At 79.0% G+C, this 21,909-nt stretch carries 21 protein-coding genes; 9 read left to right on the plus strand and 12 right to left on the minus strand.

Features of this window, described 5'->3' with window-relative positions; translation table 11 throughout:
• Positions 1-209: 209 nt before the first annotated feature.
• Positions 210-839 carry a superoxide dismutase gene (locus tag EDC03_RS01250; RefSeq protein WP_123378381.1) on the minus strand — a complete coding sequence of 210 codons (630 nt, stop codon included), beginning with the start codon at positions 837-839 and terminating at the stop codon, positions 210-212.
• A gap of 150 nt (positions 840-989) precedes the next feature.
• Between EDC03_RS01250 and EDC03_RS01255 the strand changes: the two genes are divergently transcribed.
• Positions 990-1,403: a ChaB family protein gene (locus tag EDC03_RS01255; protein WP_241966958.1), complete on the plus strand. Its 414-nt coding sequence runs from the start codon at positions 990-992 to the stop codon at positions 1,401-1,403.
• 49 nt (positions 1,404-1,452) lie between these two features.
• A complete protein-coding gene (locus EDC03_RS01260) occupies positions 1,453-1,731 on the plus strand; it encodes a DUF3072 domain-containing protein (RefSeq protein ID WP_123378382.1) in 279 nt (92 codons plus the stop codon).
• 99 nt (positions 1,732-1,830) lie between these two features.
• Here EDC03_RS01260 and EDC03_RS17730 read toward each other — a convergent pair whose 3' ends face one another.
• From EDC03_RS17730 to EDC03_RS01270, 3 genes are read right to left on the minus strand one after another with little or no spacing between them, the layout of a single operon-like run.
• Positions 1,831-3,339, minus strand: coding sequence for a circularly permuted type 2 ATP-grasp protein (locus EDC03_RS17730; protein WP_199719838.1), 1,509 nt, complete (start codon positions 3,337-3,339; stop codon positions 1,831-1,833).
• The gene (locus EDC03_RS17735) at positions 3,336-4,466 is read right to left on the minus strand and encodes a carboxylate-amine ligase (protein ID WP_199719839.1); all 1,131 of its coding nucleotides are present in this window, start codon (positions 4,464-4,466) and stop codon (positions 3,336-3,338) included. The genes EDC03_RS17730 and EDC03_RS17735 overlap by 4 nt, the downstream gene beginning before the upstream one ends.
• Complete coding sequence (locus tag EDC03_RS01270; RefSeq protein ID WP_148057977.1) at positions 4,463-6,607, minus strand: S9 family peptidase; 2,145 nt, start codon at positions 6,605-6,607, stop codon at positions 4,463-4,465. The genes EDC03_RS17735 and EDC03_RS01270 overlap by 4 nt, the downstream gene beginning before the upstream one ends.
• Before the next feature lie 209 nt (positions 6,608-6,816).
• On the opposite strand from EDC03_RS01270, the gene EDC03_RS18330 reads away from it, so the two are divergent.
• Both EDC03_RS18330 and EDC03_RS01280 read left to right on the plus strand, forming a co-directional pair.
• Positions 6,817-7,944: an NAD(P)/FAD-dependent oxidoreductase gene (locus EDC03_RS18330; protein ID WP_123378384.1), complete on the plus strand. Its 1,128-nt coding sequence runs from the start codon at positions 6,817-6,819 to the stop codon at positions 7,942-7,944.
• Between the two features lie 91 nt (positions 7,945-8,035).
• Positions 8,036-8,242, plus strand: coding sequence for a hypervirulence associated TUDOR domain-containing protein (locus EDC03_RS01280; RefSeq protein ID WP_123378385.1), 207 nt, complete (start codon positions 8,036-8,038; stop codon positions 8,240-8,242).
• Between the two features lie 85 nt (positions 8,243-8,327).
• On the opposite strand, the gene EDC03_RS01285 is transcribed toward EDC03_RS01280, so the two are convergent.
• Positions 8,328-9,614, minus strand: coding sequence for an MFS transporter (locus tag EDC03_RS01285; RefSeq protein WP_123378386.1), 1,287 nt, complete (start codon positions 9,612-9,614; stop codon positions 8,328-8,330).
• 178 nt (positions 9,615-9,792) lie between these two features.
• Between EDC03_RS01285 and EDC03_RS01290 the strand changes: the two genes are divergently transcribed.
• The gene (locus EDC03_RS01290; RefSeq protein ID WP_123378387.1) at positions 9,793-10,473 is read left to right on the plus strand and encodes a 2'-5' RNA ligase family protein; all 681 of its coding nucleotides are present in this window, start codon (positions 9,793-9,795) and stop codon (positions 10,471-10,473) included.
• A gap of 12 nt (positions 10,474-10,485) precedes the next feature.
• Here EDC03_RS01290 and EDC03_RS01295 read toward each other — a convergent pair whose 3' ends face one another.
• Both EDC03_RS01295 and EDC03_RS01300 read right to left on the minus strand, forming a co-directional pair.
• Positions 10,486-11,382 carry an NAD-dependent protein deacetylase gene (locus EDC03_RS01295; RefSeq protein ID WP_123378745.1) on the minus strand — a complete coding sequence of 299 codons (897 nt, stop codon included), beginning with the start codon at positions 11,380-11,382 and terminating at the stop codon, positions 10,486-10,488.
• 114 nt (positions 11,383-11,496) lie between these two features.
• Complete coding sequence (locus EDC03_RS01300) at positions 11,497-12,678, minus strand: glycerophosphodiester phosphodiesterase family protein (protein WP_123378388.1); 1,182 nt, start codon at positions 12,676-12,678, stop codon at positions 11,497-11,499.
• A gap of 228 nt (positions 12,679-12,906) precedes the next feature.
• On the opposite strand from EDC03_RS01300, the gene EDC03_RS17425 reads away from it, so the two are divergent.
• Positions 12,907-13,347: an ATP-binding protein gene (locus EDC03_RS17425; RefSeq protein ID WP_158674159.1), complete on the plus strand. Its 441-nt coding sequence runs from the start codon at positions 12,907-12,909 to the stop codon at positions 13,345-13,347.
• Positions 13,348-13,450: 103 nt separating this feature from the next.
• On the opposite strand, the gene EDC03_RS01310 is transcribed toward EDC03_RS17425, so the two are convergent.
• The 4 genes from EDC03_RS01310 to EDC03_RS01325 form a co-directional block, all read right to left on the minus strand.
• Complete coding sequence (locus EDC03_RS01310) at positions 13,451-13,747, minus strand: DUF1540 domain-containing protein (RefSeq protein ID WP_123378390.1); 297 nt, start codon at positions 13,745-13,747, stop codon at positions 13,451-13,453.
• A gap of 176 nt (positions 13,748-13,923) precedes the next feature.
• Positions 13,924-15,813: an ABC transporter ATP-binding protein gene (locus EDC03_RS01315; protein ID WP_123378391.1), complete on the minus strand. Its 1,890-nt coding sequence runs from the start codon at positions 15,811-15,813 to the stop codon at positions 13,924-13,926.
• Positions 15,810-17,576: an ABC transporter transmembrane domain-containing protein gene (locus EDC03_RS01320; protein ID WP_199719840.1), complete on the minus strand. Its 1,767-nt coding sequence runs from the start codon at positions 17,574-17,576 to the stop codon at positions 15,810-15,812. The genes EDC03_RS01315 and EDC03_RS01320 overlap by 4 nt, the downstream gene beginning before the upstream one ends.
• Positions 17,577-17,804: 228 nt before the next feature.
• The gene (locus tag EDC03_RS01325) at positions 17,805-18,713 is read right to left on the minus strand and encodes a DNA/RNA non-specific endonuclease (protein WP_123378393.1); all 909 of its coding nucleotides are present in this window, start codon (positions 18,711-18,713) and stop codon (positions 17,805-17,807) included.
• A 168-nt stretch (positions 18,714-18,881) separates the two neighbouring features.
• Here EDC03_RS01325 and EDC03_RS01330 point away from each other — a divergent pair, with 168 nt between their 5' ends.
• The 3 genes from EDC03_RS01330 to EDC03_RS01340 all read left to right on the plus strand — a co-directional run bounded on the left by EDC03_RS01330 (position 18,882) and on the right by EDC03_RS01340 (position 21,391).
• On the plus strand, positions 18,882-19,880 hold the full coding sequence (locus EDC03_RS01330) for a chymotrypsin family serine protease (protein WP_123378394.1): 999 nt from the start codon (positions 18,882-18,884) through the stop codon (positions 19,878-19,880).
• 112 nt (positions 19,881-19,992) lie between these two features.
• Positions 19,993-20,238 (plus strand): hypothetical protein, encoded by a 246-nt coding sequence (locus tag EDC03_RS01335; protein WP_123378395.1) that lies wholly within the window; start codon positions 19,993-19,995, stop codon positions 20,236-20,238.
• Between the two features lie 55 nt (positions 20,239-20,293).
• Positions 20,294-21,391 carry an alpha/beta hydrolase fold domain-containing protein gene (locus tag EDC03_RS01340; protein ID WP_199719841.1) on the plus strand — a complete coding sequence of 366 codons (1,098 nt, stop codon included), beginning with the start codon at positions 20,294-20,296 and terminating at the stop codon, positions 21,389-21,391.
• On the opposite strand, the gene nrdR is transcribed toward EDC03_RS01340, so the two are convergent.
• A complete protein-coding gene (gene nrdR, locus EDC03_RS01345) occupies positions 21,388-21,882 on the minus strand; it encodes a transcriptional regulator NrdR (protein WP_123378396.1) in 495 nt (164 codons plus the stop codon). The two genes, EDC03_RS01340 and nrdR, sit on opposite strands and share 4 nt — an antisense overlap.
• Positions 21,883-21,909: the final 27 nt, after the last annotated feature.

Below are 21,909 nucleotides of genomic sequence, written 5' to 3' on the forward strand. Positions count from 1 at the left end.
GCTACGTCGGGCCCTCGCGGCCCGCCCGTCGGACGCCGGGAGGGCGTCCAGCGCCGTCGCCGCCGGCCCGACGTGGCCACCCATCGGATCTCTTCACGCCCCGACGACCCCGACGAGGCCACGCGTCGGGCGAGGATGGAGGGGCCCGGACGCGACGACGGCCGGCACCCCCCGCGAGGGGTGCCGGCCGTCGGCCGAGAGGCGGTCGCTCAGACAGCGGGGACGATGAGCCCGGCGGTCTGGGTGCGGGCGCGGGTGAAGCGCTCGGTGACGTTGGCCCAGTCGACGACGTCCCACCAGGCCTTGACGTAGTCGGCCTTGACGTTGCGGTACTGCAGGTAGAAGGCGTGCTCCCACATGTCGAGCATGAGCAGCGGCACGAGGCCGATCGGCAGGTTGCCCTGCTGGTCGTACAGCTGGACGTTGAGCAGCTTCTGGCCGACCGAGTCCCACGCGAGGATCGACCAACCGGAGCCCTGGACGCCGAGGGCGGTGGCCGTGAACTGGGCGCGGAAGCCGTCGAAGGAGCCGAAGTGCTCGTCGAGCGCCGCGGCGAGCTCGCCGGTGGGCTTGTCGCCGCCGTCCGGGCTGAGGTTGGTCCAGAACACCGAGTGGTTGACGTGGCCGCCGAGGTTGAAGGCCAGGTTCTTCTCGTAGAGGTTGACCGCGCCGAGGGAGTCCTTCGAGCGGGCCTCGGCGAGCTGCTCGAGGGCGGTGTTGACGCCCGCCACGTACGTGGCGTGGTGCTTGGAGTGGTGCAGCTCCATGATCTCGCCGCTGATCGCGGGCTCGAGCGCGGAGTAGTCGTAGGGCAGGTCCGGCAGCGTGTACTCGGCCAAGGGTCCTCCTCGTAGGCGGTGGCGCGTGCGCCCGCGCGCGGGGCGGGGACGCCGGTCGCGATCACCCTGCCCCCCTCCCCCGGCGCCTGCAAGATGGCCCGGACGCCGGCGGACGCGCCCGCCGGCACCCGCCGAGCGCAGGAGGACACCGTGGCGAAGGACACCCCCGACCCGGCCGACGTCGAGCTGCCGAGCACGCTGGAGCGCTCCGACGAGAAGGCCCGCGAGACCTACGCCGCGGCCAAGGCGTCGGCGGTCGGCTCGTACGGCGACGGCGAGCGCGCCAACCGGACGGCGTGGGCCGCGCTCAAGCACACGCACGAGAAGGTCGGCGACCACTGGGAGCCCAAGGACGGCAAGGGGCCCTCCGACGCGCAGGCCGAGGGCGGCGCGGGCACCGACCGCCCGACGGCGGGCGGCGTCGACGCCAACGCGTCGAAGGAGCACCTGCTCGACCTGGCCCGGCGCCTCGACGTCCCGGGCCGTTCGTCGATGACCAAGGACGAGCTCGTCGAGGCGCTGCAGAGGGCCAACGACGCCGAGACGCGGCGCAGCCGCGGCTGACCGCCCGCTCCGGGTGCCGTCGTCGCCCCTCCCCCCTACGCTCGAACACATGACCGAGAACTCGAGCACGGCGGGGAACGGCACGGACGACACGCGGGGCGCGCACGGCGACGGGCGCCCCGAGGACCAGACCCCGGGCACCTCGCCCGCGGACGCGGAGAAGGACCCCTCGGACTGGGTCACGGGCGGCGAGCCGGCCACCGGCCCGCAGCGCAGCTACCTGTCCACGCTGGCCCAGGAGGCGGGCGAGGAGGTGCCGGAGGACGTGACGAAGGCGCAGGCCTCCGAGGAGATCGACCGCCTGCAGGACAAGACCGGCCGCGGCTGACCCCGCCGCCCGGTCCCGGGCCTGACGCCCCGCACCGCTCGTCGGTGCGGGGCGTCGTCGCGTCCGGGCCCGGGTCGGCGCCCGGCGCGCGCCGGTGGCTCAGCCGTCGGTCAGCACCCAGGTGTCCTTCGACCCGCCGCCGGCCGAGCTGTTGACGACGAGGCTGCCCTCGCGCAGCGCCACCCGCGTCAGCGGGGCCGGCGAGACGACCGGCCGCGCGGGGTCGGCCGTCCCCAGCGCGAAGACGCGCAGGTCCACGTGCCGGGGCGCCAGCGCGTCGCCGCAGAGCGTCGGGTGGGTCGTGAAGGTCACCGGCTGCTGCGCGACGAAGCGGTGCGGGCCCGCCTCGACCTCGGCCCGGAGGTCCGCCAGCCCCCGCTCGTCGAGCAGGGGGCCGAAGACGACGCCCAGCCCGCCGTACCCGTCGACCGGCTTGACGACGAGCTCGCCCAGGCGTGGCAGGGCGTCCGCGAGCATCTCGGGGTCCGCGAGCACCCACGTCCTCACGTCGTCGAGGACGGGCTCCTCGCCGAGGTAGTACCGGACCATCGCCGGCACGTAGGCGTACGTCGCCTTGTCGTCGGCCACGCCGTTGCCCGGGGCGTTGGCCACCGAGAGCCGTCCCGCGCGCACGGCCCGCAGGAGGAGGTCGTCGAGCGGGGTGCCCTCGAGGCCCCGGAGCCCGCCGAGCGCGTCCTCGTCGGTGCGCCGGTAGAGGACGTCGACGGGCACGTCCCCCGCCGCCGTCCGCGCCCGCACGCCGCTGCCGTCGACGCCCAGGTCGGCCGGCGTGACGACGGGCACGCCCATGCCGGCGGCGAGGAGGACGTGCTCGAACCAGGCGCTGTTGCCGGGCCCGTCGGACAGGACGACGACGGACGGCACGGCACGCCGGCACCGCGGCGGGGCCAGCGCCAGCAGGCCCTCGAGCAGCAGGGCCGGCGCCTCCGACGGCTCCAGCATCGCCGGGGCGCGCTCGAGCAGGCCCGGCTCCGCCGCCGCGACGCCGGCCCGGTTGGCGATGGCGTAGCCCATCCCCGACGGGATCCGGAGGTTGTCCTCGAGGACGCGCCAGGGCCCGTCGCCGTCCTTGAGGAGGTCGAGGCCGCTCACGGTGATGCGGGGCACGCCCGGCGCCGCCCACTGCGGGCCGCGGGGCCGCAGGCCCGGGCTCTCGGTGACGACCCAGGCGGGCACGACCCCGTCGGCGACGACGGCGGGCGGACGGCCGTCCCGGGCGCCGTAGACGTCGCCGAGGAAGGCCTCGAGCGCGCGGGTGCGCTGCACGACGCCCTCCGCGAGGTGGCGCCACTCGTCGGCGGGCACGACGCGCGGCAGGACGTCGAGCGGGAAGGGCTGCTCGACGTCGACGCCGTCCACCGTGGCCGTGAAGACGACCCCGTCCGCGACCCGGGTCCCGTCGAGCCGCGCCGCCGTCCCGGCGAGCGCCTCCGGCGTCGACCAGCCGTCGACGACGTCCGTGTACGCGCCCCGCCACCCGGGGCCCCCGGCCCCGGCGGCCCGGCCGTCCTCGACCGCCTCGTCGACGAGCGGGACGCCCAGGCGCGTCGTCCCGGCGGTGCGGCGGTAGGTCTCCAGCAGCGTCATGAGGGCGTCCCGGGGTCTCGTGTCTCCTCGACCAGCAGGTCGACGACGTCGCGGAGGGAGCCGCGGCGGGCGAAGGCGGCGCGCTGGCGGGCGGCGCTGCTGCCGCGGGCCAGGGCCGCGTCGAGGAGGTGCTCCACGAGAGCGAGGTCGCCCTCCGCCTCGAGCTCCTCCCGGACGTGGTCGAGCACGGCCGCGAGCACCACGCGCGCCGGCCGGGGGTCCCCGGCGGTGGGGTGGAGCAGGTCGCCCTCGAGGCCGGAGCGGGCGGCCCGCCACCGGGCGGCGTCGACGACCTCGCGCGGCGTCCCCGCGCCCGCCGGGTCGCCCGCGGCGAGGTCGGCGAGGCCGCGCCGGACGAGCGCGCGGCTCAGCGCCGTGAGGAGGAGGACGTCGTCCACGAGCGGCGCGGAGTCGCAGAGCCGGACCTCGAGGGTCGGGTAGTGGTGCTGCGGACGGACGTCGAAGTAGAGCATCCCCTGGTCCGACACCGTCCCGGACGCGACGAGGGCGCCGACGAGGGCGTCGTACTCCGCCGCGGAGGCCAGCGCCGGGGGCGGGCCGGCCGTGGGCCAGCGGCGCCAGAGCTGGCTGCGGAAGCTCGCGTAGCCGGTGTCGCGCCCGCACCAGTACGGCGAGCTGGCGGAGAGCGCGAGCAGCGGCGGCAGCCACGGCCGGAGCCGGCCGAGGACGGCCACGGCCGCGTCCCGGTCGGCGCAGTCCACCTGCGCCTGGACGCCGCAGATGAGCTGCTCGTCGACGAGGACCTTGTAGTCCTCGCGCATCCGGTCGTTGCGGGGGTGGGCGACGACGCCGACGTCCGAGGGGTCGGCGAGCGGCACCGTGCCGGCGGCGACGGCGGCCCACCCGCCCCCGGCGGCCACCTCGGCGACGGCGGCGCGCGCGGCCACGAGGTCGCGCCGCATCTCCTCGAGCGTCTGGTGCACGGCCGAGTTGGTCTCGAGGGCCGAGCTCATGAGCTCGGCCTTGTACTGCGGCCCGTCGCCCAGCTGCTCGAGGATCGGCCCGGCGCTGGGGGCCAGCTCGCCGCTGCGGGCCTCGACGACGTGGAACTCCTCCTCGACGCCGATCCGCAGGCGCGGGACCCCGGCGCGGGCGGCCGCGCTCACGCCGCGCCCCCGACCGCCGCCGCGCCGACGGCAGCGGGGCCGTCCCCCGGGCGCAGCGTCCGCACGAAGAAGGACGTGAGCCGCTCGGCGACCGTCCGCACGGCCGGGGCGCCGACGATCGCGTGCGCCTCGCCCGGCAGGAGCACGAGCTCGGCGGGCGTCCCCTGGGCCCGGAGCGCGGCGTGCGCCTGCACGGACTCCTGGAGCGGCACGTTGGTGTCGAGCTCCCCGTGGGTCAGCAGGACCGGGACGCGCACCCGCCCGATGCCCGTCATGGGCGAGAGGCGGCGCAGGAGCGCCGCGTCGCGCACCGGGTCGCCGTACTCCGGCGTCGAGGCCGCGGCCATCCAGGTCTCCGTCCCCGCGTAGAAGGTGGTGAGGTCGCTCATGCCGGACAGCGAGCTCCCGGCGGCGAAGAGGTCCGGCCAGCGCACGAGGGCCGCGAGCGCGAGGTAGCCCCCGTAGGACCAGCCGTGGACCCCGAGGCGCCCCGGCGCGGCCAGTCCGCTGCGCAGCGCGTGGTCGACGGTGGCGGTGACGTCCTCCATCGAGGCCCAGCGCGCCGCGCCGTCGTCGAGCTGCCGGAAGCGGGCGCCGTAGCCGTCGGACCCGCGGACGTTGGGCGCGACGACGGCGACGCCGGCCGCGGCGAGCGCCTGGGCCGACCGCTGCAGCAGCGGCCGCTCCTGCCCCTCGGGCCCGCCGTGGAGGAAGACGACGGTGGGCACGGGCCCGGTGGTGCCCGGCGGGCGGTAGACCCACGCCTCGAGCGGCAGGCCGTCGGCCGCGGAGAAGCGCTCCAGCGCCGGGACGACGAGGGAGCCGGGCAGGTCGGCCGGCGGCGTGCAGCCGAGCAGGCGGGCGCAGGAGGCCGGGCGCGGGCCGCCCGTCGTCGGCGTGGCGCCGGGGGGCCCCGCGGACGGCGCGGCCGCGGCCGGGGCGTGGGGCAGCCGCACCCACCACAGCGAGCGCGGCAGCCGCGGGCCGCCCGCCTCGACGACGGCGCCCCGCCCGTCGGGCGCCACGGACCACGAGAGCACGACCTCGGCGCCCGGCGGCAGGGCGACGTGCTCCCCCGCGACGGGCACCGGGGCCCCCGGCCCGCCGAGCCGGCCGGCCGGCCCGAGGCCCGGGGCGCGCGCGAGGACGTCGCGCCGCACCTCGGTCTCGGTGCGGCCGCGGACGTTCCACCGGCACAGCAGGGCCCCGCCGGGCAGCGGCGCGGCGGCCTCGAGGTCGGCGTCGGGCCGGGCGAGCAGCACCCGGGGCTCCCCGGGGACGCCGTCGACGAGCGGGACCCGGACGAGCGCGACCCGTCCCGCCGTGCCGGGCAGCGCGTCCGTGCGGGCGAGGACGGCGACGCCGCCGCGCCCGTCGTGCTCGACCCGGCCGTCCTCCCCGCGGTCCTCCTCCGGAGGGACGACGGCCGCGAGCAGGCGACGGCCCTCCCCGCCCCGGTCCGCCGGCACCAGCCAGAGGCTGCGGTGCCCGCGCGGGCCCCGGCGGACGACGGCGAGGCCGGTGACGGCGTCGACGGAGGTGACGACCTGGTGGCCGGCGGGGGCGAGCCGGCGGGCGCCCGCGGGCTCCTCCCCGTCCCCCGGTGCGGCGGCGTGCGGCGCGAGCGCGTGGAGCGTGGCGTCCGGGCCCACGCCGTCGGCGACGGCGAGCAGGTGGCCGCCGGCCGGCGTCCACGCGCCGAGCACGGCCGTCTCCGTGGCGCCGCCCCCGGCGACGCGGCGCCGCCCGCTCCCGTCGGGGCGCACCGCGTGCACCTCGGTCCGGACGAGGCCGCCCGGCGCGACGACGTAGAGCAGCGACGCCCCGTCCGGCGCCCACGACGCCGTGACGACCTCCTGGTCCGGCCCGGAGACCTGCCGCGGCTCGCCGCAGGAGACGACGTCCCCGGCGGCGTCGCCGCTGCCGCGCCCCAGGGCCACGACCTCGAGGCGGGGCAGCCCGCTGCGGTCGGTGACGTAGGCGAGCCGGTCCCCGCCCGGAGCCAGGGACGGCGCCCAGCAGGAGCGGACCGAGGCCACGCGGCGCACGGCGGCCAGCAGGGTGTCGTCCAGCCCCGGGACGTGCGCGGGGGGCTCGGGCGAGGCGACGACCACGTCGCCCCCGTCTGCGGGGCTCGTCACGGGCGGGGCCCCCTCCTGGCGGCGCCGGGGCGCGACGGGCCCGCGGCGACGCAGGTCGCGGCGGTGCCGGGCGGCGCCCGGCCGGCGGAGCGTGGCACAGGGCGCGGCGCTGCGGGGGGCCGTCGGCCGAGGTCGGGCACCGCCGTCGCGGGCCCCTGCGCGGGCGTCGTCGCCGGGCGGGCCGGGGCGGGTCGACCTAGCGTCGCCGGGTGACCCCCAGCGGCAGCCCCCCGACCTCCGACCCCTCGTCCGACGCCGTCGACGGCACCGGCTGGGACGACGGCACGGTCGTCGTCGTGGGCGCCGGCATCGCCGGGCTCGCCTGCGCCGCCGCGCTGCGGACGGGGGGCGCCGACGTCGTGGTCCTCGACCGCGGCCGGCAGCCGGGCGGCCGGCTGGGCCTGCGCCGCACGGGCGGCGGCCAGGGCGACGACGGACGGCGGGTCGTCGACGTGGGCGCCGCCTACGCCGTCCCCCGCGACACCGCCTTCGCCGCGCTCGCGGCCTCCTGGGAGGACCGGGGCCTCGCCCACCCGTGGACGGACACCCTCGACGCCCTCGAGCGGGGCGACGACGGCCGGGTCACCCGGACCTCCAAGACCGGGCCCGTGCGCTGGGCGGCCCCCGGCGGGCTGCGGTCGCTCACGGACGACCTGGCCGCGGCCCTGGCCGACGACGGCGTCCCGGTCCGCCGCCACGACGTGCGGACGGTGGACCGGGTCGGCCCCGCGGGCGACGGCGGCGGTCCCGGCCGTCTCGTCGTCGACGGCGTCCCGTGCCGCGCCGTCGTCCTCGCCATGCCGGACCCCCAGGCCGTCCGGCTCTGCGGCCCGGGGGTCGCGGCCGAGGTGGCGCCCCTGCGAGCGCGCTCGTGGAGCCCCGTCGTCACGGTTTGGGCTCGCTGGGACGAGGCGTGGTGGCCGCCGATGGACGCCGCCTTCGTCAACGGCTCCGACACGGTCGAGCTCGTCGCCGACGACGGCCGCCGCCGGGGCGACGGCGCCGCCGTCCTCGTCGCCCACTCGACCGCCGACCTCGCCCGGGCCCACCTCGGCGAGCCGGAGGGGGCGGTGGCCCCCGTCCTCGCCGAGCTCGGCGCGCTGCTCGGCGACCCCGCCGCCGGGGCCCCGCCCGCCCCGGTGGAGCAGGGCGCGCAGCGCTGGACCTTCGCCCGCCCCGACGAGGGCCGCGAGGAGACGTCGTGGCTGTCCGGGGGGCTGGGCGTCTGCGGCGACGCCTGGGGCCCGCGCCCCGGCGTCGAGCAGGCGTGGCTGTCCGGCACGGCCCTGGGCGCCCGCCTCGCCGCCGCGGTCGCGGCCGGGACGGACCGCTCCTAGCCTCCCGGGCAGGCGCCCGCGCCCCCGTCGCCGCAGCACCGGCCGGCCCGCCCGGCCGTCGACCCCACCGTCCCGGACGCAGGAGGACCCCATGGCCGACCTCAAGAAGGGTGACGACGTCACCTGGAGCTCGCACGGCAACGAGGTGCACGGCACCGTCGAGAAGAAGATCACCGAGGACACGAAGGAGGCGGGCCGCACGGTCCGCGCCAGCAAGGACGAGCCGCAGTACCTCGTGGAGAGCGACAAGACCGGCAAGGAGGCCGTCCACAAGGGCGACGCGCTCGACAAGGAGTGACGTCGGCGGCCGACGGCCGCGACGTGACGAGGGCCGGTCCCCGGGCGGGGGCCGGCCCTCGTCGTCGGTCGGGGGCGCCGGCGGGTCAGCGGCCGGCGGTCACCGGGGTCGTGCGCGAGGAGGACGCCCGCTGCTGCGGGAGCTCGCCCGTGGCGGGCGTCCCGGGGCGACGGCGGCGCTCGACCCGGAGCGCGACGGAGAGCACCGCGAGGCCCGTCAGCGAGGCGCCGACGCCCACCCACAGCGGGGCGGTGACCCCGAGCCCGGCCTGCAGCACGAGGGCCCCGAGCACCGCGCCGATGGCGTTGGCGAGGTTGAAGGCACCGTGGGTGGCCGCGCTGACGAGGCTGCCGCCGCGGCCGGCGAGCCGGATGACGCGGTCCTGGAAGGCGGGGCCGGCGCCGAAGGTGACGACCCCGAGCGCGAAGAGGGTGGCGAGCGCCGTCGGCGCCCACGTCGAGGCGAGGACGAGCACCGCGAGCAGGACCGCCGTCGACGTGAGCGAGCCGACCATGACGAGCGTCGAGCGCCGGTCCGCGAGCCGGCCGCCGAGGACCGTCCCGACGACCGTGCCGACGCCGAAGACGACGAGGGCCCACGCCAGCCCGCCACCGGTGAGGCCCGTGCGCTCCTCGAGGAGCGGCGCCACGAAGGAGTGGACGGCGAAGAGGGCGCTGAAGCCGGTCATGACGACCGCGAGGAAGAGCCAGACCGACGGCTGCCGGAAGACGGCCAGCTCGGCCCGCAGGCCGACGCGCGCGGCCGTGGAGCGGGGCACGAGCACGGTGATGCCCAGCGCCGTCAGCGCGCCCAGGCCGGCGACGACGAGGAAGGGCACGCGCCAGCCGACGGCCTGGCCGAGGGCGGTCGCCGCCGGCACGCCGACGACGTTGGCGATCGCGAGGCCGGCCATGAGCGTGCCGACCGCCGACGCCGCCCGGCCCGGCAGGGCGACGGAGCGGGCGACGACGGTGGCGACGCCGAAGTAGGCGCCGTGGACGAGCGCCGTGACGAAGCGGGCCGCGACGAGCGCCGTGGCGTCAGGGGCGACGGCGCACAGCACGTTGCCGACGAGGAAGAGGGCCGTCATCCCGAGGAGGACCGGCCGGGGCGACCAGCGGGTGGCCAGCGCCGTGAGCGTCGGGGCCCCGACGACGACGCCGACCGCGTACGCGGTGATGGCCGAGCTGGCGACGGGCACGCTGACCCCGAGGTCGGCGGCCACGAGCGGCAGCAGGCCCATCATCATGAACTCGGCCGTGCCGATGGCGAACCCGCCGACGGCGAGCGCGGTGACGGTGAGGGCCGCGGCACGGCGGCCGACGCCGAGGTCGGGCGCGGGGGGCGTGGGCGTGCGGACGTGACCGGTCACGGGCTGGTCTCCGGGGGGACGACGGGGTCGGTGCAGGGCAGGTCGACGCCGTCGTCGCACCGGCACGCTCGCCGGTGGCACCAGTCCACCACGCCGGCGGGGCCCGCGTCACGTCCGCCGGGCGGGGCGCGCCGGGCCCCGGGGGGCACGACCCCGGGCCGCGGGCGAGGATCGGCGCGTGGTGCAGTCGGTGGAGGCCCTCCTGGACGCGGCGACCGAGGAGCACGTGCTCGCGCAGTGGCGGGCGCTGGCGGACGCCGACCTCCCGAGCCAGGCGCACCACACCGGCGCGACGAACCGCCCGCACGTCACCCTCGCCGCCGTCGGCACGCTGGACGAGCCGGCCGAGCGCCGTCTGGCCGCCGCGGTCCGGCAGGCCCGGGCCGCCGGCGGCGGGCTGCCCCTGCCGGTGCGCCTCGGCCCGCCCGTCGTCCTCGGCGGCCGTCGTCACGTGCTCGCGCGGCTCGTCGTCGCGACGCCCGGCCTGCTCGCGCTGCACGCCGCCGTCCGGGGGGCCCTCCACGACGGGACGGCCGAGGAGGACGACGAGGGCGACCTCCTCGCCCCGGGCGCGTGGACGCCGCACGTGACGCTGGCCCGCGGGCTCGGCGGCGAGCAGCTCGCGCACGCCCTGGGGGTGCTGCGCGCGGCCGCGCGCGACGCCGAGGACCCGGGCACCGACGTCGTCCCGGGCGTGCCGCGGCCCGGCGCCGCCGTCGCCGTCCGCCGCTTCGACGGGACGGAGAAGGTCACCTGGCTCGTCGACGGCGAGGACCCGCTGGGCCGCACGCCGGCGGCGCGCCCCGGGACGGCGGGACCGGAGGACGAGGGGCCGGGCGCGGCGACGCCGGCCGGCTGAGCCGGGGCGCGGTCAGCCGAGGAGGCGGACCGCGCCCACGAGGACGGGCGTCAGCGGCGCGTCGAGGCGGAGGTCGGCGGTCGCGTCGGCCCGCGTCTCCCCCTGCACGAGGACGACCACGGGCGTGCCCGCCCGCCGGGCGTGGAGCACGAAGCGGTAGCCGGACATGACCGTCAGCGACGACCCGAGCACGAGGAGCGTGCGCGCGGCGTCCACCCGCGCGAAGCAGTCGTCGACGCGGGGGCGCGGCACGGACTCGCCGAAGAAGACGACGTCCGGCTTGAGCGGGCCGCTCCCGCAGCTCTCGCACGGCACGACGACGAAGCGCGTGACGACCTCCTCCGGCAGGTCGACGTCGCCGTCCGGGTTGACCTCGCCCGGGGGCGGCTCGGGCAGGGAGCCCCGCCACCCCTCGTTGGCGAGCCGCAGGCGGTCGTCGAGGCGGCCCCGGTCGCTCGTGGCCCGGCAGGAGAGGCAGACGACGCGGTCGAGGCTGCCGTGCAGCTCGACGACGTCCCGGGAGCCGCCGGCCTGGTGCAGCCCGTCGACGTTCTGCGTGATGGTGCCCGTGACGCGGCCGCGGGCCTCCATCGCGGCGACCGCCCGGTGCCCGTCGTTGGGCCGCGAGCGGGCGACCACGCGCCAGCCGACGTGGCTGCGGGCCCAGTAGCGGCGCCTCGCCGCCTCGCCCTCCGCGCCGGCCGCTGTGAACTCCTGGTACGTCATCGGCGTGTGCCGCCGCAGCGACCCGCGGGGCCCGCGGTAGTCGGGGATGCCCGAGTCGGTCGACAGGCCGGCGCCGGAGAGGACGACGGCGCCCCCGCGTCCCACCACCTCGGCCAGGCGCCGGGCCGCCTCGGCCGGGTCGGTGACGCCCGGGCGCGGCGCCGGGTCCCCGGGACGGCGCACGGGGCGGCCCAGCAGGTGCGCCGTCGTCAGCGGGGTCGCCACGCGGGAACGGTACGTCGCGCCGTCCCGCGGGACCTGCCCGGGCGCCCGGGAGGCCGGGCGCCCGGGTCCCGCTCAGCCGCGGGGGTCGTCGGGGTCGGCGTCGCCCGCGAGCCAGTCGTACCGGGCGGCGACGGCGACGTCCGGGTGGTCGGAGAAGACCGCGTCGACGCCCGCCTCGTAGAAGGCGCGGTGCTCGAGGGCGGAGTCACCGGTGGCGCGGGCGTACTCGGGGCTCGCCGGGTCGCCGCCGCGGAGGTCCGTCGGCAGGAAGGTGTTCTCGCGCCGCAGCGTGTAGACGGCCACCTCGTACCCGAGGCGGTGGGCGCGGGCGACGAGGTCGGTGGGCTCGCCGAGCGAGCCGTCGGCGCGGCGCGGGATCACGTACCCCTTCTCGGGCCCGAGGACGTCGACGAAGCGGCTCAGCCGGCGCAGCTGGGCGGACGAGGTGAGGTCGCCGTACGTCGTCGTCCGCCCCTGCGCGGCGTAGTCCGGCGGCACGGTCCCCGCCGAGCCGAGGTTGAGCGACGTGCGCAGGTCGCCCGCCGCCTTGACCTCGGAGAGCGGGGTGACGTCGAAGGACTGGACGACGACGGGGTCGTCCTCGTCCGTGTACCCGTACCCGGCGAGCTCCTCGACGAGCTGCTCGGGCATCGGCATCCCGATGCTGGCGAAGTAGGTCGGGTGCTTCATCTCCGGGATGATCCCGACGCCGGCCTCCTGCGCCAGCCCGACGACCTCCTCGAGGGTCGGCACGGGCTCGAGGCCGTCGTAGGCGGTGTTCCCCGGCCGGAGGTCGGGCAGCCGCTCCACCGCCCGCAGCGTGCGCAGCTCGGCGAGCGTCATGTCCTCGGTGAACCAGCCGGTCACGGCCACGCCGTCGATCGTCTTCGTCGTCCGGCGGTCGGCGAACTCCGGCCGGTCCGCGACGTCGGTCGTGCCGGAGATCTCGTTCTCGTGGCGGGCCACGAAGACGCCGTCCTTCGTCAGCACCAGGTCGGGCTCGACGTAGTCGGCCCCCATGGTGACCGCCATCGCGTAGGCGGTGAGGGTGTGCTCGGGCGCGTAGCCGCTGGCCCCGCGGTGGGCCAGGACGAGGGGGACGTCGCGGTCGTCGCCCCGGGGGTCGTCGGCGACGGCGGCGGGAGCGGCCGACCGGGCCGCCGGGAGCGGGGCCGACGGCGCGTGGAGGAGGGGGGCGGCGGTGGCGGCGGCGAGGACGACGGCGGCGGCGCCGGTCGTGAGCGGGCGGGGCATGGGTCCTCCGAGGGGACGGCCGTGGTCGGACCGCCGCGGGCCGGACGACCCGGGCAGCCGTCGCATCCTGCGCGTCCCGGGCACCGTGCGCCGGTCCGGCGCGGGACACGTGGGCGACGTCACGTCGACGGGCGGGTGAACCGGCCGCCGGTCGGGGACACGGGCGCCGTCGCCCCGGCCCGTGGACCGGCGTCCCGGGCGGGTCGCGGCGGCACCTACGCTGCGCCCGTGAGCGAGCTCCGCAGCGTGCAGGCCGGGCCCGCGGCCGGCACCGGCGCCGTGCCCGACGGCGGCACGGCCGAGGAGGTCGTGCTCGAGACGCACCCGCGCGGCGCCGCCACGGCCCGCGCCCTCGTGCAGCGCCTCGTGGCCCCGCACGCCCCGCACGGCACGGTCGAGACGGCCGTCCTGCTGACGAGCGAGCTCGCCACCAACGCCGTCCTCCACGCGCAGGGCGAGGTGGTGGTCCGCGTCCAGGTCGGGCCCGACCTGCTCACCGTCACCGTCACCGACACGTCTCCGCGGACGCCGGCCCTGCGCACGCCCCGCCTCGACGCGACGGGCGGCCGCGGGCTCGTCCTCGTGGAGGCCCTCAGCAGCCGCTGGGGCAGCCGGCTCGTCCGGGGCGGGAAGGCCGTCTGGTTCGAGCTGGCGCTGCCGGCGCGCTGACCGCGCCCCGCGCCTGGCGAGGCACGTCCCGCACGACGGAGCCCCCGACCACCGCGGTGGTCGGGGGCTCCGTCGTGGACGGCCGGGCGTCGCCGGGGGGCCGTCAGGCCGTCGTGTACGTGAGGCAGTTGGCCTGAACGTCGTGGCCCGGGCCGACGCGGACCGAGCCCGCGGTGCAGGTGAGGTCCTTGTTGAAGGAGCAGTCGGTGCGCTCGCACGCGCCGACCTGGCCGACGACGCGGTCGAGGCCGCCCTTCGTGGAGATGTCGAAGAAGGTGCCGCACCCGGCCGTGCCCTGCTGGGAGCGGACGGTGATGGCCGGCGCGTGGCAGCCGTCGTGGTTGAAGGCGCAGCCGTCGACCGCGCACTCGGTGACCTGGGGCATCTCGATGAGGGACATGGCTCTCCTTGCCGGGTCGGACCGTCGGGGCGACGGCTGTCGTCAACGAGCGCGACGGTAGACCCGTGTTCCCTTCTGCGCACCGAAGGGAAGCCTTTCCAGAACTCAGGCCGGCCCATTCTCGGGAAAGCGCAGGAAAGGCTGCCCTCACCCTTTCCCGGAGAGGTGAGGCACACCTACGCGCCCGGTGCTGCGCTCCCGGACCGGCCCTCGGTGCCCGACCAGGCGTGCCACAGGGCGGCGTACCGGCCGCCCGCGGCGACGAGGTCGGCGTGCCGCCCCTCCTCGACCACCTGCCCGTCGGCCATGACGACGACGCGGTCGGCCGACAGGGCCTGCGTGAGGCGGTGCGCGACGACGAGCGTGGTCCGCCCCGCCGTCGCGGCGTCGGCCGCCCGCTCGAGCCCGCGGGCGCCCGCGCTGCCGGCCTCGGCGGTCGCCTCGTCGAGCACCGCCACCGCGGGGTCGGCGAGGACGAGCCGGGCGAGCGCGAGGGCCTGGGCCTGGTCGGGCGTCAGGGCGTGGCCGCCCTCCCCCACCGGGGTGGCGACGCCCTCCGGCAGGGCGTCCACCCAGGGCAGCGCGCCCACGACGTCCAGCGCCCGCCGGACGGCCGCGTCGAGCTCCGCGCCGACGAGGTGCGGCGGGGCGGCCAGGGCGACGTCGTCGCCGAGGGGCCCCGAGAAGACGTGCACGTCCTGGCTCACGAGGACGACGGCGTCACGGCGCCGCGCGTCGTCGAGCTCGCGCACGTCGGCGCCCCCGAGGAGGACGCGTCCGCCGGCGGGCTCGAGCTCCCCCGCGACGAGCGAGGCCAGCGTCGTCTTGCCCGCGCCGCTGGCCCCGACGACGGCCACGCGCTCGCCCGGGGCGAGCACGAGGTCCACGCCGCGCAGGACCGGCGGCCCGCCGTCGTAGTGGTGGACGACGCCCTCCACGCGCACGCCCGCGTCCGCCGGCGGGGCGGGGGCCTGCGCCGCGGGCGGCAGGGGCATGAGCGCGACGCCCGCCAGCCGGGCGAGGCTCGCGCCCGCGGCCTGCACCTCCCCGAAGGACGTGAGCAGCATGCCCAGCGGGCCGAAGAGCTGGAGGAAGAGGAGGACGGCCGTCGTCACCTCCCCGACGGTGAGCACGTCGCCGCGCACGAGGGCGAAGCCCGTGACGAGCAGGGCGACGACGCCGACGGCCTCCGCGACGTTGACCGCCGACGAGAACTGGGTGAACTGGCGGAAGACGGCCACGGCGAGGTCCCGGGCGCGGCCGGAGCGCGCCTCGACCTCGGCGACGTGCGCGCGCTCGACCCGGAGCGCCCGGACCGTCCCGGCGCCGCGCAGCGAGCCGAGCAGCGCCTGCGAGCGGGCGCCCTGGGCCGTGCGCTGCCGGGCGTGGAGCGGCCCCGACCGCGGCAGGTACCAGCGCAGCGCCGCCGCGTGCACGGGGAGGCAGACGACGCCGGCCAGCCCCATCCGCCAGTCCACGGCCGTGAGCGCGGCGACCGTGAGGACGACCGTCAGCGCCGAGGCGACGACCTGCGGGACGACCGCGGTCACCGAGCGGGTGACGACGCCGACGTCGTCGCCCACGCGCGCCAGGACGTCGCCCGCGCCGACCCGGTCGACGACGGCCGGGGGCAGCCGCAGCACCCGGTCGACGACGCGCTCGCGCAGCCCCGCGAGCACGCGGGCGCCGAGCCGGCTGACGGCGGCGGCGGACAGGCCGGTGGCCACCCCCGCGCCGAGGGCCCCCAGGACGAGGACGACGAGGACGGGCACGACGTCGCCCGCGCGGCCGACGTCCGCGCCCGCGGGGGCCTGCTCCGCCGCGACCACGTCGACGAGGCGGCCGAGGGCCCACGGCGCCACGAGCGACAGCGCGGAGGCGAGGACGCCGAGCGCGAGGGTGCCGACGGCGCACCCGGGCGCCCGGCCGAGCTCGGTGCGCACCGCCGCCCAGGAGCCGGCGGCCGTGGCGACGGGCAGGAGGGGGCGGTCCGCCTCGTCGTGCGCGGCGCGCGCCGAGCCGCCGCGGGGGGCGTCGGGGCCCTGGGGGCCGGTCGCGTCGCTCACGAGAGCACCGCCTCGCGGTAGGCGGGGTGGCGGGCGAGGTCGGCGTGAGAGCCCACCAGCGCGCTGCGCCCCCCGGCGACGAGGACGACCCGGTCGGCGACGGCGAGCAGCGCGGGGCTCGCCGTGAGGACGAGCGTGCTGCGCGCCGGGCGGTCGCCCCCGTCGTCCGGCCCCGCGGCGGGCCCGTGGCGGAGGTCCCGCAGCCCGCGGGCGACCGCCTGCTCGGTCACGGCGTCGACCGCGGTCGTCGGGTCGTGCAGCACGAGCAGCGGCGGGTCGGCGCGCAGCGCGCGGGCGAGGCCCACCCGCTGCCGCTGCCCGCCGGACAGGCCCGTGCCGCCGTCGTGGAGGGGGCGCCCGAGGCCCCGCGGGTCGAGGCCGACGACCTCGTCGGCCGCGGCCGCGGCGAGCGCGCCCTGCACGGTGGGCCGCCGGGCGCCCGTCCCGTCGACGGCGGTGCCGGCGCTCGCGGCCCCCGCGACGTCGCGGACGAGCGCGTCCTCGAGCGTGCCCTCGAAGAGCGCCGTCGCGTGCGGCTCGACGTGGACGACGGCGCGGACGAGGTCGGCGTCGAGCTCGGACAGCGGCGCCCCGCCGAGGCGGACCGCGTCGCCCACCGCGGGGGGCGGCACCCGCCCGGCGAGGACGTCGAGGAGGGTGGCGGCGCCGGCCGGGTCGGGCGTGACGACGGCGACGAGCTCGCCGGGCGCGACGTCGAGGTCGAGGCCGTCGAGGCCCTGCCCCCGCAGCCCGCGGACGACGAGGTGCGGCGATCCCGACGGCGCCCGGCCGCCCGGCTCGCTCACCGGGGGCTCGGCGAGGTAGTCGGCCACCCGGGCGGCGCTCGCGCGCGCGCCGGCGAGCCGCTGCACCGCGAGGCCGACGAGCCGGACCGGCTGCGAGAGGTGCTGCGCGAGGCCGACGACCACGACGAGCTGGCCCACGGTCATCTGGCCGTCGACGGCGAGGAGCCCGGCCGCCGTCGCCACGCCGGCGAGGAAGAGCCCGCTGACGAGCGTCGTGACCCCCAGCTGGGCGCCGTCCGCGTCCGCCGAGCGCAGCGAGGCCGCGAGCGCGTCGCCGCTGGAGCGGCGGTACCGCTCGGCGGCGGCGCCCTGCGCGCCGAGCCCCCGCACGACGCGGAGCCCGCGGACGAGGTCGGTGGCGAGGCCGGACGTCACGGCGACCGCCTCCTGCTGCGCGGCGGCCCGTCGCGTCACGAGCGGTGCGAGCAGCTGCAGCGCCAGCGACACGAGCGGGGCGAGCACGAGGACGGCCAGCGCGAGCGGGACGTGGATGCCGAGGAGGACGACGGCGACGGCCACGAGCGAGACGACCGCGGACGAGACGAGCAGGGCCACGTCGAGCGCCTCGGCGGTGCGCTGGGTGTCGGAGGAGGCCACCGAGAGCACCGCGCCGTCGGGCCGGCGGCCGCGCGCCCCGTGGGGGTCGAGCGCCCGCCGGGCCACGGCGACGCGGAGGGCGTGGCCCTCGTGCTCCTGCGCCGCGAGCAGCGGCCGGATGCCCGTGCGGTAGCTGAGCATGAGGACGGTGAAGAGGACGGCCACGACGACGACGGCGCGGACGAGCGCCCCGACGTCGCCGGTGAGGACGGCCGTGTCGATCGCCCAGCCGGCGACCACGGGGACGAGGACCTCGCAGAGGGCCCACACGCCGAGCAGGACGCTGCCGACGAGCACGCGGCGGCGCTGACGGCGGACGACGAGCCGGAGCAGCCCGTCCGCCGTCGTGCCGGGCGGCACCTCCGTGGCGCCCGGGGCCGGTCGCGCCGCCCGTGCCCGTCCGGGTCCCCCGGCGGCGGGGCGGCGGGGTCGTCGCTGCGCGCGCAGGAGGGCTCCTCGGGTCGGGGCGGGCGGGGCGGGACCGCCTGGGGGGCGGGGCCGCGAGGGGCGGGGGCGCAGGGTCGACCTCCGGCCCGCCGGACCACCGTAGGCCAGCCTCACCTCGCGGCCGGCCATGGCGGGAGGCGGTCAGGGACGGCGCAGCGGCACGTCCGCGAGCGACGTCAGCGGCGACCAGCGCGCCCGGGGGCCCGCGCCCGCCCCGGCCGGGACGGCGAGGAGGTCGGCGCCCACGAGCGGGCCGAGGTCGAGCCCGGTGAGCGACGCGACGTCGGCCACGGGGACGGCGAAGGTGCGGAACGGCCCGAGCGGCGGCGGGGCGTCGACCCGCTGGGCACGGGCCTCGGCCTCCCGCAGGTCGACGTCCGCCAGCTGGGGCGTCTGGTCGAGGACGTGCGCGACGGCGGCGGGCCGGACGCCGTCGCCCCCGTCGTCGGGCACCGCCCAGGCGACGACCTTCCAGAAGAGCCGCGGCACCTGCACGCCCCGGTAGGTGGGGTCGTCGTCGGCGAGCACCGGGCCGGTGAGGACGACGAGCCGGACGTCGACCGCCCCGGCGTGCTCGAGCACGTGGTCCTCGAGCCCGAGCCACAGCTCGCGCGACTGGTTGAACCCGGACGCCTGCGGCGCCGCGTTGGGGTAGGTGAAGGTGTCGCGCTCGGCCGCCCGCGCCTCCGCGGGCTCGCCCCACACCGGGTCGAGGCGCCGGACGAGGTGCCCGCGGTCGAGGTCGTTGCGCGCGTACAGCTCCTCCCCGGCCTGCTGGTCCGCCGGGACGCGCGGGTCGAGGCGCCACCCCTCCGAGCGCGGCAGGTCGAGCAGCCGGGCCCCGTCGACGGTGCACGCCGCCGCCGCCGCGAGCCGGCGTGCGGGGTCGAGCAGCACGGTGAAGTGCGTGCTCGGCAGCTCGACGAGGGGTCGTGCCGCCGTGCCGGCCGGGCGCGGCAGCGGCACGGGGACGCCGAGGAAGTCGGGGTCGTAGCCGTCGGGCCCCGCGGGGCCGGGGGTGCCGGGGACGTCGGGGGTGTCGGTGGTCACGGGCGGCAGCGAAGCACCGACCGGTGACAGCGGGGCGACGACCGGTCGACGGGCAGCCCGTCCCGTCGTCCGCCCCCCGTCCGTCGGTGGTCGGCCCCACACTCGGCCACGGCCCGTGAGGGTCGACGACGCCGCGTCGTCGGGCGGGCCCGCAGGAGGAGGAGCGGCATGGACATCGAGGCAGCACGCGCGGTCAAGCAGGAGCTGGTGCGCTCGGCGGTGACGGCCCTCGGGGCGGAGCCCGCCGACGGCGGCGGCGCCCTCGTCGTCGGGGTGCGCACCTACGGCGGGGGTCGCTACGGCGTCGCGGTGCGCCACGACGGCGGCGAGGGGGCGGCGGTCGCCGCCCGCGCCCTCGAGATGGCCGGCGAGGACGCCGACGTCCGCGACGTCGGTCGCGTCGTCGCCCTCACGCTGCCCGTCGGGCCGGAGGCGCCCGCGGGGCCCGTGGCCTCGCCGGCCGACCCGGGGCGCTGGGCGGCCGACGTCCTGCAGCAGCGCGAGCGGCCGCTGCGCCCCGGGCTGTCCGTGGCGCAGGCCGCCGTGACCGCCGGGACGATCGGCGGCTTCGTGCTCCTCGAGGGCGACGACCGCGTCCACGTCCTGTCGAACAACCACGTCCTCGGCGACTCCGACCGGGCGGCCGTCGGGTCGGACGTGCTCCAGCCCGGCTCGGCCGACGGCGGCACGGCCCCGGACGACGTCGTGGGCACGCTCGCCGTGGCGGTCCCGCTGGACCCGGCGGGCGGCAACCGCGTGGACGCCGCGCTCGCCCGGCTCGCCGACGGCGTCGAGGTAGACGCCACCTACCCCGTCGGGGCCGTCACCACCGTCGCGGCGGCGGACGACGGCCTCGTCGTCGAGAAGGTCGGCCGGACGACGGGTCTCACGCGCGGCGTCGTGACGGCCATCGAGCTGGACGGCGTCGCGGTGGGCTTCCCCGGCGGCGTCGTCACCTTCGACGACCAGATCGAGGTGACGGGCGACGGCGGCGCCTTCTCCGCGGGCGGCGACAGCGGCTCGCTCGTCTACGACCCCGCGACGGGCGCCGCCGTCGGCCTCCTCTTCGCGGGCAGCGAGCGCGGGGGGCCCGAGGGCACCGGCCTCACCTTCTGCAACCCGGTCGGGGCGGTCCTCGAGACCCTCGGGGCCCGGCTGCTCGGCTGAGCCGCCGGCCGCCCGTCACCACGGGGTGGTGACGGGCGGCCCGGGGGTCCCCGTCGGGTGAGGTCCTCACGACCCGGATGGCAGGGGCGCCCCGCGGGTGCACACTGCGGGGATGACGCTGCCGACCTCCCCCTCGCCCGAGGGACCGTCGCGCGACGCGGCGCGCGCGGCCAAGTCCTCCCTCGCCGCCCGGCTCGCGGGCGACGCCCGCGTCAACGGCGTCGGCGTCGTCCGCTGGCACAGCGCCTACGCGGTCCGCGTCAACGTCGTCACGCAGGCCGACGCCCCCGAGCTGCCCGAGCAGGTCGACGGCGTGCCCGTCCGCGTCGTCGAGATCGGGCACGTCACCGCCTCCTGAGCGCCCGCGCCGTCCCCGTCGGGACGCCGGGCCGACGGCCTGCCACGCTCGGGCGGTGGTCCAGCCCCCGCCCCGTCGCCCGCCCGCCCGACCCGACGGGGCCGCGGCGCACCCGCCGGCCCGCCGCGCCGCCCTGGCCGTGGGGGCGGTCGCGCTCCCCTGGGCCGTCGCGGGCCTCGCCCGCCGGGCGCGCCTCGTCGCCGCCCTCCCGCCCGACCTCCGCCGGGCCTCCCTCCTGGTCCCCCTCGGGCTGCCGCCGACCCCGTTCCTCCCGCTCGCCCGTCGTCTGCCCGTGCCCGACGCCGACGTCCCGCCCGGGGTGACGGTGCTGCGCCGCACGGTGCCCGGCGACGCCGGCGGACCGCCCGTCGACGTCCTCGTCGTCGAGCCCACCGTCCGCCGACCGCCCGCCCCGGCCCTGCTGTGGATCCACGGCGGGGGGCACGTCCTCGGCGAGGCCTACGCCGACCTCGCCTGGTGCGCCCGGCTCGCCGACGAGCTGGGCGTCGTCGTCGTGGCGCCGGACCACCGGCTCGCGCCCGAGCACCCCTACCCCGCCGGGCACGACGACTGCCGTCGCGTGCTGCGGTGGCTGCGCGCGGAGGCCGACGACCTCGGCGTCGACCCGGACCGGCTCGCCGTGGGCGGCGCCAGCGCCGGCGGCGGCGTGGCGGCCTCGCTGGCCGCGACGGCCTCCGACGACGGCGTCCCCCTCCGCCTCCAGCTGCTCGTGTACCCGATGCTCGACGACCGCACCGGCCTCCGGCTCGCCGGCCCGCGGCGGCTCGGGTGGTCGCACCGCTCCAACCGGCGCGGCTGGGCGGCGCTGCTCGGCCGCTCCCCGCACGACCGGCGTCCCGCGCCCGCCCCGCCGCGCGCGGCCCCGGCGCGGCAGGAGGACCTCACGGGCCTCCCGCCCGCCTGGCTCGGGGTCGGGACGCTCGACGTGCTCCACGACGAGACCGTCGAGCACGCCCGCCGGCTGCGCTCCGCCGGCGTCGCGGCGCGGCTCGTCGTCGTCCCCGGCGTCTACCACGGGACCTGGGGGGCCGCGGCGGGCGTGCCCCGCGTCGCGGCGCTGCAGGCGGACGCGGTCGCCCGCCTCGCCGCGGCCCTGGAGCTCGGTCCCGCGGAGGGAGCCCCGGCGCGCTAGAGCGGGGCGGCCGCCGCGGGGACGGGCTCGCCGGCCGCGGCGGCGTCGCGCTCGGCGCGGAGCTGGGTGATGGCGGCCTGGAAGTCCTCGAGCGAGTCGAACGCCTGGTAGACCGAGGCGAAGCGCAGGTAGGCCACCTCGTCGAGCTCCCGCAGCGGCGCGAGGACGGCGACGCCCACGTCGTGCGCCTCCACCTCGGCGGTCCCGGCGGTGCGGATCGCCTCCTCCACCTGCTGCGCGAGGACGGCCAGCTGGTCCTCGGTGACGGGTCGGCCCTGGCAGGCCTTGCGGACGCCGCTCAGCACCTTCTCCCGGCTGAAGGGCTCCGTCGTGCCCGAGCGCTTGACGACGGTGAGGCTCGCCGCCTCCATCGTCGTGAAGCGCCGCTGGCACTGGGGGCACTGCCGCCGGCGCCGGATCGCCGTCCCGTCGTCCGTCGCGCGCGAGTCGACGACGCGGCTGTCCGGGTGGCGGCAGAACGGGCAGTGCACGGCCGACCTCCTCGGTGCCGGCACGGC

It is taken from the genome of Pseudokineococcus lusitanus (assembly GCF_003751265.1).
Lineage (GTDB): Bacteria > Actinomycetota > Actinomycetes > Actinomycetales > Quadrisphaeraceae > Pseudokineococcus > Pseudokineococcus lusitanus.

Bases quoted from the DNA above. Each gene is read 5' to 3' on its own strand.
- EDC03_RS01260 (WP_123378382.1), top strand. From the start codon at position 1,453: ATGACCGAGAACTCGAGCACGGCGGGGAACGGCACGGACGACACGCGG.
- EDC03_RS17730 (WP_199719838.1), bottom strand. From the start codon at position 3,339: ATGACGCTGCTGGAGACCTACCGCCGCACCGCCGGGACGACGCGCCTG.
- EDC03_RS01280 (WP_123378385.1), top strand. From the start codon at position 8,036: ATGGCCGACCTCAAGAAGGGTGACGACGTCACCTGGAGCTCGCACGGC.
- EDC03_RS01300 (WP_123378388.1), bottom strand. From the start codon at position 12,678: ATGCCCCGCCCGCTCACGACCGGCGCCGCCGCCGTCGTCCTCGCCGCC.
- EDC03_RS01310 (WP_123378390.1), bottom strand. From the start codon at position 13,747: ATGTCCCTCATCGAGATGCCCCAGGTCACCGAGTGCGCGGTCGACGGC.
- EDC03_RS01330 (WP_123378394.1), top strand. From the start codon at position 18,882: ATGGACATCGAGGCAGCACGCGCGGTCAAGCAGGAGCTGGTGCGCTCG.
- EDC03_RS01335 (WP_123378395.1), top strand. From the start codon at position 19,993: ATGACGCTGCCGACCTCCCCCTCGCCCGAGGGACCGTCGCGCGACGCG.